The organism is Streptomyces sp. NPDC033229 (genome assembly GCF_055576875.1).
The window spans coordinates 1-6,896 of sequence record NZ_JBVIQR010000111.1 but is presented as its reverse complement, the minus strand read 5'-3'; the positions used below and the strand labels follow the sequence as shown (position 1 = coordinate 6,896).

At 65.4% G+C, this 6,896-nt stretch carries 6 protein-coding genes and 3 pseudogenes; 5 read left to right on the top strand and 4 right to left on the bottom strand.

From position 1 onward, the window contains the following. The first annotated feature begins 652 nt into the window (after positions 1 to 652). Positions 653 to 772 carry a transposase gene (locus tag ACZ53N_RS35860; protein WP_469144925.1) on the top strand — a complete coding sequence of 40 codons (120 nt, stop codon included), beginning with the start codon at positions 653 to 655 and terminating at the stop codon, positions 770 to 772. A gap of 41 nt (positions 773 to 813) precedes the next feature. Here the strand turns inward: ACZ53N_RS35860 and ACZ53N_RS35855 are convergent. Beyond that, positions 814 to 1,011 (bottom strand): annotated as a pseudogene (locus tag ACZ53N_RS35855) (transposase); the annotation flags it as partial. Positions 1,012 to 1,114: 103 nt separating this feature from the next. Further along, positions 1,115 to 1,324: a hypothetical protein gene (locus ACZ53N_RS35850; protein WP_469144923.1), complete on the bottom strand. Its 210-nt coding sequence runs from the start codon at positions 1,322 to 1,324 to the stop codon at positions 1,115 to 1,117. A 129-nt stretch (positions 1,325 to 1,453) separates the two neighbouring features. Between ACZ53N_RS35850 and istA the strand changes: the two are divergent. Continuing rightward, positions 1,454 to 3,051, top strand: a pseudogene (gene istA / locus ACZ53N_RS35845) (IS21 family transposase). Beyond that, positions 3,051 to 3,599 (top strand): annotated as a pseudogene (locus tag ACZ53N_RS35840) (ATP-binding protein); the annotation flags it as partial. The pseudogenes istA and ACZ53N_RS35840, both read left to right, overlap by 1 nt. A 17-nt stretch (positions 3,600 to 3,616) precedes the next feature. Here ACZ53N_RS35840 and ACZ53N_RS35835 read toward each other — a convergent pair. Together ACZ53N_RS35835 and ACZ53N_RS35830 are read right to left on the bottom strand one after the other, a co-directional pair. After that, positions 3,617 to 3,886: an IS110 family transposase gene (locus tag ACZ53N_RS35835; protein ID WP_469144922.1), complete on the bottom strand. Its 270-nt coding sequence runs from the start codon at positions 3,884 to 3,886 to the stop codon at positions 3,617 to 3,619. A gap of 225 nt (positions 3,887 to 4,111) precedes the next feature. Further along, on the bottom strand, positions 4,112 to 5,425 hold the full coding sequence (locus ACZ53N_RS35830; protein ID WP_469144921.1) for a ricin-type beta-trefoil lectin domain protein: 1,314 nt from the start codon (positions 5,423 to 5,425) through the stop codon (positions 4,112 to 4,114). Positions 5,426 to 6,139: 714 nt separating this feature from the next. On the opposite strand from ACZ53N_RS35830, the gene ACZ53N_RS35825 reads away from it, so the two are divergent. After that, a complete protein-coding gene (locus ACZ53N_RS35825; RefSeq protein ID WP_469144924.1) occupies positions 6,140 to 6,610 on the top strand; it encodes a helix-turn-helix domain-containing protein in 471 nt (156 codons plus the stop codon). Between the two features lie 39 nt (positions 6,611 to 6,649). Then, positions 6,650 to 6,896, top strand: a 247-nt coding sequence (locus ACZ53N_RS35820; RefSeq protein WP_469144920.1) for a transposase, incomplete at its 3' end; no start/stop codon positions are given.

Genomic DNA, 6,896 nt, shown 5'->3' with positions numbered 1-6,896 from the left:
CGCCCGACCCCACAACCTCGCCCTCGCGGGATAGCCCGCGAGAGAACGAAAATCCACCCAACCTGCCCCAACAACCCCTTACGGGACATCATTTAGTACGGGCGTGGTTCACGGGTATGGAGACTGCACAGGAAACGGCGACCTGAGCCGAGGAACGCTGACGATCAGGACCGCATCATTGTAGACAATAACAACTACCGTAACCTCAGCCACAGAGCGCTCCATCATGGAAACATGCTACGCCGCCGACATAACATTTTGGATCATTGCAGTGTCCTGACCCGGGAGCCTGGCTCTGTCCACGTCGAAGTGCAGCGGTTCCTGATGAGTTCAGGCTCTGGTCCACTTCTTGGATGTTGTTGGTGATCTCTGCTCGCGTTGGTGAACTTGGCCAGGGTTCTGGTCAGTTCGCGTGGCATGTGCGGTTGTGGAATCGGGGGAACGAGCGGGCGTCGAGGACGTGGTCGCGATGTCCATGGGCAGGGAGCCGGGGCGGATGATTCCGCCGCTGACGGTGCGGATGGCGCAGGCGGGTAACCCGCGGGGAGCCGGCTGCGATGTGGGTGCGGGACCGTCTGGACGAGCTGTTCACGGACGCCGACTTCACAGACTGGACTCCGGGGACGGGCGGCGAGGGCTGTAACCCGCCCGGCTGGCGATGGTGTCGGTGCTGCAGTACGCCGAGAATCTCTCCGGCCGGCAGGCCGCCGAGGCTGTCCGCTGCCGTCTGGACTGGAAATACTGCCTCGGGCTTAACCTCGATCTTTCGTGACGGTCCACCGACGAAGTCGGTGGACCGTCACGAAAGATCGAGGCAAGATCCACGAGTATCTTGCCCGGGTCATGGACAGCCCGCGGCTTCCGCCAGGGGGCGAGTGCTGCGGATACGGCCTGGCCGAGGCCGGTCTTGCGGACCGTTTCGACCAGCAGGACCGAACCGGCCTGCGAGACCACGGCGCGGCCGTCATCCCGGACAAGGACATGGGGATAGGACCCGATAGGCTGCTTCACCTGGAAAGTGCCTCCGACAGGGGCGGGAACAAGGACCTCAGCAATCCTCATTCTCGCTGGTCAGGGGCACTTTCTGCTTGCCTGACCTGCCGGACAGCACGCATCATGAAAGCGCGAGGTTAAGCTCGACGATCCCGGTTTCGACTATTCGGTGCTCAGCGAGTTCCGGGACCGGATGGTCGAAGGCGATCATGCTGACCGGCTGCTGGCGGTGATGGTCGATTACCTCGTGGCAGCGGGACTGTCGACGATCACGTAATTCCCCAGCTGATGCGGCTTGAGCGTCACGTAATTCCCCACCCAGCGCGGTCACGTTATTCCCCATGGGGATGACGGAGGCGGAAATCGGGTGTTCTGGCCATCGAAAAGGCGGACGCTGCCCCTCGACCAGTGGTTCGAGAAGGTCGGGGGTCAGCACCGGATGGCAAGGAGAACATTCACCGTGGTCGACATCACCGAGATCTACGTCCACTGGTATGCGGGCCGTTCCAAGAGCGAGCTGGCCACGTCGCTGGGAGTGGACCGCAAGACGGTCAGGAAGTACCTGGTCCCGGCAGAGGCCGCTGGCATCACCCCGGGCGGGCCGCCGATGAGCCAGGCCGACTGGGCCAAGCTGATCAAAAGCTGGTTCCCCGAACTCGCCGAATCCAGGCTCCGGCAGATCACCTGGCCGGAGATCGACAAACACCGCGACTACATCAAGAAAATGCTGGGGATGGTGACCGTCACCACGATCCACCAGCGCCTTCGCGACGAGCACGGGCTTGAGGCGTCGGTCTCCAGTTTCCGCCGCTGGGTCCATGCCACCCTGCCGGAGGAGACCCGAAGATCGCAGGTCACGGTCCTGCGAGACGACGTCGAGCCCGGTTCGGAGGCCCAGATCGACTACGGCTTCCTGGGTCAGTGGATCAACCCCCGCAGCGGAAGACGGCACCGCATTTGGGCCTTCGTGATGGTGCTGCCATGCTCGCGCCACATGTTCGTCCGCCCTGTGCTCACCCTCGACCAGCACGCATGGACGGCCGCCCACGTCGAGGCCTTCCGGTTCTTCGACGGGGCACCGAAACGGCTGGTGCCGGACAACCTCCGCACCGGAGTCGACAAACCCGACCTCTACGACCCGAAAATCAACAAGGCCTATGGTGAACTCGCCGCCCATTACGGCGCATTGGTCGATCCAGCCCGCGCCGGACGGCCGAAGGACAAACCGCGGGTCGAGCGGCCAATGCCCTACGTCCGCGACTCGTACTGGCGCGGGCGGGAGTTCCTCTCCGTCGAGCACATGCAAGCCGAGGTAATCCAGTGGTGCATGAAAGTGGCTGGCCGACGGCAGTGCCGACCACTGGGAGGAGCCTCACCGCTCTCGGTCTTCGAAGCGGTCGAGGCCCAAACCCTGCTGCCTCTTCCCCGAACACCGTTCGTGCTGGCGAGATGGTCCTCCGCGGCCGTCGGGCCGGACATCCACGTCAAAGCGGGCCGCACCCTCTACTCGGTGCCCTGGAAACTGATCGGCAAGCGCGTCGACATCCGCTCCACCGCCGCCATGGTGCACATCTTCCACGACGGAGAACTCGTCAAGACCCACGCCCCGCCCTGGAACAGGGAAAGCGGACCGACAAAAACGATTATCCGCCGGAGAAGATCGCCTTCCATATGCGGACCCCGGTCTGGTGCCGCACCCAAGCCGCCGAGGTCGGCGAGGCATGCAGCGAGGTCATCGGCCAGCTGCTGGAGGTCAACGCGCTCTACCGGCTCCGCGCCGCCCAGGGGATTCTCGGTCTCCGCAAGAAGTACGGCGAGACCCGGCTGGAAGCGGCCTGCGCGAAAGCCCTCGCGGTCGGAGACCCGTCCTACCGCACCGTCAAGGGCATCCTGATCGCCGGCACCGAGACCGACCCGGAGCCCGAGACCAGCGGCGACGCGGGTGCCGCCGCGTTCCTCCACGGGCCCAAGCGGCTCTTCGCGACCGCAGCGACCCCTGTCACGGCGGGGGGCCACCACGACGACCAGGGCCACCGCGAAGGTGAAGGAGTCGCCTGATGACCATCATAGACACCGCCCTGCGGGACTCGCTCAAATCGCTCAAGCTCTCCGGCATGCTCGAGACACTCGACGCCCGCCTGTCCCAGGCCCACGGCGGCGAACTCGGCCACCTGGAGTTCCTGCAGATCCTCTGCCAGGACGAGATCACCCGCCGCGAGACCGTCGCCTTCCAACAACGCCTGCACCGGGCGAAGTTCGAGCAGCAAGCCACCCTGGAGGAGTTCGACTTCTCGGCCTCACCGAAACTGCCCGCCGTCCAGATCCGTGACCTCGCGGCCCTCAGATGGCTGCACGCCGGCGAGTCCGTCATCCTCTTCGGCCCCGTCGGCGTCGGCAAGACCCACGTCGCCCAGGCCCTCGGCCACCTCGCCATCAGACAGGGCGCCCACGCGCGGTTCGCCAAGACCAGCCGCATCCTCGCCGACCTCGCCGGCGGCCACACCGACCGCACCTGGGACAGACGCCTGCGAGAACTCGTACGCCCCGACGTGCTCACCCTCGACGACTTCGCGATGCGGCAGCTGACCGCCACCCAGGCTGACGACCGTGGCTGCTTGACAGATCATCCGCATCGGATATCTGGTCGGCGGCGATGAAGGCATTCCTTGGCGTCCGTCTTGCCCCGGCCGAGGTAGGCGGCTGATGCCTGGTGAACGGCGAGGCCGGTCAGATGGACCATCGGCTGGTCGTGACCGAGCAGCAGGCCGGAGAGCAGGGCAGCCCGACCGTGGTTGATGTCCACTGCCCACAGCGCGTCCTCGGAGAGTGCGAGTACGTCGCCGATCAGCTCCAGCAGCGCGGACCAGGGGTGATTCAAGGTCGGGGTGATCATGTGGCATCGCTGGTCACCGCAGGGTGGCGATCTTCTGGAGAGGCGTCACGCACGCAACGAAGCTCCGGTTTACGGGATGACCTCGCAAGTCGCCCTGAACAACCGGAGCTTCGATGTGCCGTCAGTCTGCCACCGTCTGCCTGACCAAGTCGCCGTTTTCCCGCCACGCTGCTGTCCCCTCGCGCTTTCGCGTCCGTGTCAGGCGGGTAGCGTAGCCCAACGGTTTCACTTCGTCTGCCTGAGGTTGGTGCCCCAGTCCCAGCGTTGTTCGGCATGTTTCGTGCAAGGCGCCAGCCTGAACCCGGGGCTGGCTTCAAGCCAGTCGTCTTGTCGCAGGCATTGTCCCACAGCACTGAGCTGACCCAGCGGGGTGAGGGTCCAGCGCTGGGTGGCGGCGCCGGTACAGGTGGTGATGATGGGATTGCCTCTTGGCGTGGCGGTGAGGCAGCGGCCGTCCAGTGCGGTGCGCAAGGTCGCGCCGTTCCAGCTCCACCGCTGGGCAGCAGTGCCATTACAGGCATAGGTCCATACTGTTCCATTGCCGTCGGGGCCGTACTGGACATCCAGACAGCGGTCAGCCTTGTCCCAGCTGGTCCCGCTGACGTCTGTGCTTCCCACCCAGGACACGAATGTGCCGGGCAGTGCCGGGCTCCGGGTGCGGAGGTGTTTCTTGCCCGCCCAGTCCTCCCAGGAGTCCGGCAGCGTGCTCGGGGGTGGCGGGCAGTCGGCTGGGCGACAACCCGAAGAATGACGGATATAGGCGGCCAGGATGGCTCGTTTGCGGGCGCGTAGCCCCGCGGGCTGGTTTGGCGGCCGCAGAGTCGACAGGTAACCCATGTAGGACACCAGATGAGGAACAGACTCTGCGGATAGTGCGGCGTTACGGGCGTAGCGCGCGGTGGTGAGGTGGTCGGAGTTGTCTACCGGCCTGTCGGGGGTCGCGGGGTAGCCCGAGGCATCTGCCGCAACGTCCAGGGTGCGCAGGATGTCCGGCTGGAAGGTGTCGGTCAGTACGGTGAGCGCTGCCAATAAATCCTGCTCGGTATAGCTGGCGCTCCCGTCCACCGCAGTGATCTCGCTCAGGCTCCCCCTGAAGAGCCTGAGCAGGCTCTGGTGTCCGAAGGCCTCGGACCCTTGCCCCCCTGGCGCCCCGTCAGGCAGCCGCATGAAGATCACTCGGACAGCCGACGGAATCGGGGTCTTGTCCAGGACAGAGCCGCGCAGGGTACGGCTGCCCACAGTCACATCGTTCTGATTCCAGCTGTCCGGCACCCCAGCCATAGTCGCATAGGCGTCACGGATACCGTCCTCACGGCTTTCGACGTAGTAATCGCTCAGGGGATGACCGGCGTCGCCAGCAGTAACAAGGACGGTCACCAAGCAACGGCCCGCATCATAGTCGGTCATGAGATCTGGATTGACGAACAACAGGTCGTCATCTTCGTGACCGACTACCGTCAATGTCGTCTGCTCACAAGGCTCCCCTGCTCTCTGCGCTACCGCTTCCGGGGCGCACGACAGAGCGAAGACCAGGCTCATCGTCATTACGGGCCATAACACTACCCTCGTCATCACATTCCAGGGCGAACTTGTTCGCATCACAGCGACCTCTCCTATCGCCCAGCCGCTGACGCAGACATCATCTCGCCCGAGAGTAACCAGCGGCCGGGGCCAGCTCCGTGGGTCCCAAACCCGTCTTAACGAGCATCGCGCCCCTCGCGATATCCCGTCACATTTTCGGATGACCTGTCATCCGAATGGGGGAATTGGTCTGCGGCTGTGCGAATGCGAAGCCCGCGGGGCACCGGATACGCTGAACGACCAATTGATCGGCCAACTGCTGAAACGGGCGGAGCCTGGCGGGCGGGGGAGGGCTGTGGCTACTGCAGGTTCGGCCGACTGCTGGGCTCGTCCACCGGTCGGCGGGGCGACCGGAAGAGAACGCGGGCGGAAGACCTGTACCGGAGTGGCTAAGCACCTCGCGCCGTAGAGTCTTGTGGAGCCGTTCGATCTGTTCTCCGCCGCTCCACCACCCACATTAGCCAAGCCGCTCACACCCTGCTGACCTGCGAGACGGATGATGAAAAAAGCTCAGCGCCTTAGCCACATCGCTTCCTGCGCCGCCTGCGGCGACAACTACCGTGCAGCCTTTACCAGTTCACTCACACAGCATCGACTCAGAACGCTTACCGTTTCGGATTGAGGTGAAACTGTTTGGTGGCCTGGGTCGTTGGGGGTGTGTGGTTGAGTCGGGTGGTGGGCGCGCTGGAGGCGGGGCAGGTGCGCGGGTACCGGCGGGCGGCAGAGATGTTCGGGGTGTCCCAGCGGTCGGTGGGTAGCTGGTGGCGCAAGTACAAAGCTGCGGGAGGGGAAGCCCCCGCGGCACCGGTGAAGTCCCGCACGGGGCCCGGCGAGCTGGTCAGCGCGGAGGACCGCGGGGTGCTGTTCCGGGCGATGGCCGACTACACCCCCAAGGACTTGCTGCTCGGCGGCCCGCTGTGGACCCGCCGCCTGGCCGCCGAGCGGGTCTGGATGGTCGTCGGGGTCCGCATGACCGAGCAGGGGGTGGGCAAGTGGCTGCGCCGGCGCGGCTTCTCCGCGCAGCGGCCCGACCGCCGCTCCTACCTCCAGGGCCAGGGACGAGTCGATGCCTGGCTCCAGGAGGAGTACCCCGTGATCGCTGGCCGTGCGAAGGGGTCTGTCGCACGATCGGGTGACATCTGAACTGGCTTGTCCTGTGGGGCGGGTGGGAAGGGTGTCGCTGTGCCCAAGCCCTGTCCGGAGGAGTTGCGCCTGGGCGTCGTGCGGGTCGCGGAGGGCCGCGGCCCGGGTGTGGCGGTCGAGCAGGTGGCCACCGACTTCGGCGTTCACCCGATGACGTTGTGGAAGTGGATGCGCCGGGCGGACATCGACGACGGCTCCAAGCCCGGGACCTCCTGCCAGGAGAGCGCGGAACTGCGGGACGCACGTCGGCGGGTCAAGCTGCTGGAGCAGGAGAAGGAGGTCCTGC

Bases quoted from the DNA above. Each gene is read 5' to 3' on its own strand.
- ACZ53N_RS35835 (WP_469144922.1), bottom strand. From the start codon at position 3,886: ATGATCACCCCGACCTTGAATCACCCCTGGTCCGCGCTGCTGGAGCTG.
- ACZ53N_RS35830 (WP_469144921.1), bottom strand. From the start codon at position 5,425: ATGAGCCTGGTCTTCGCTCTGTCGTGCGCCCCGGAAGCGGTAGCGCAG.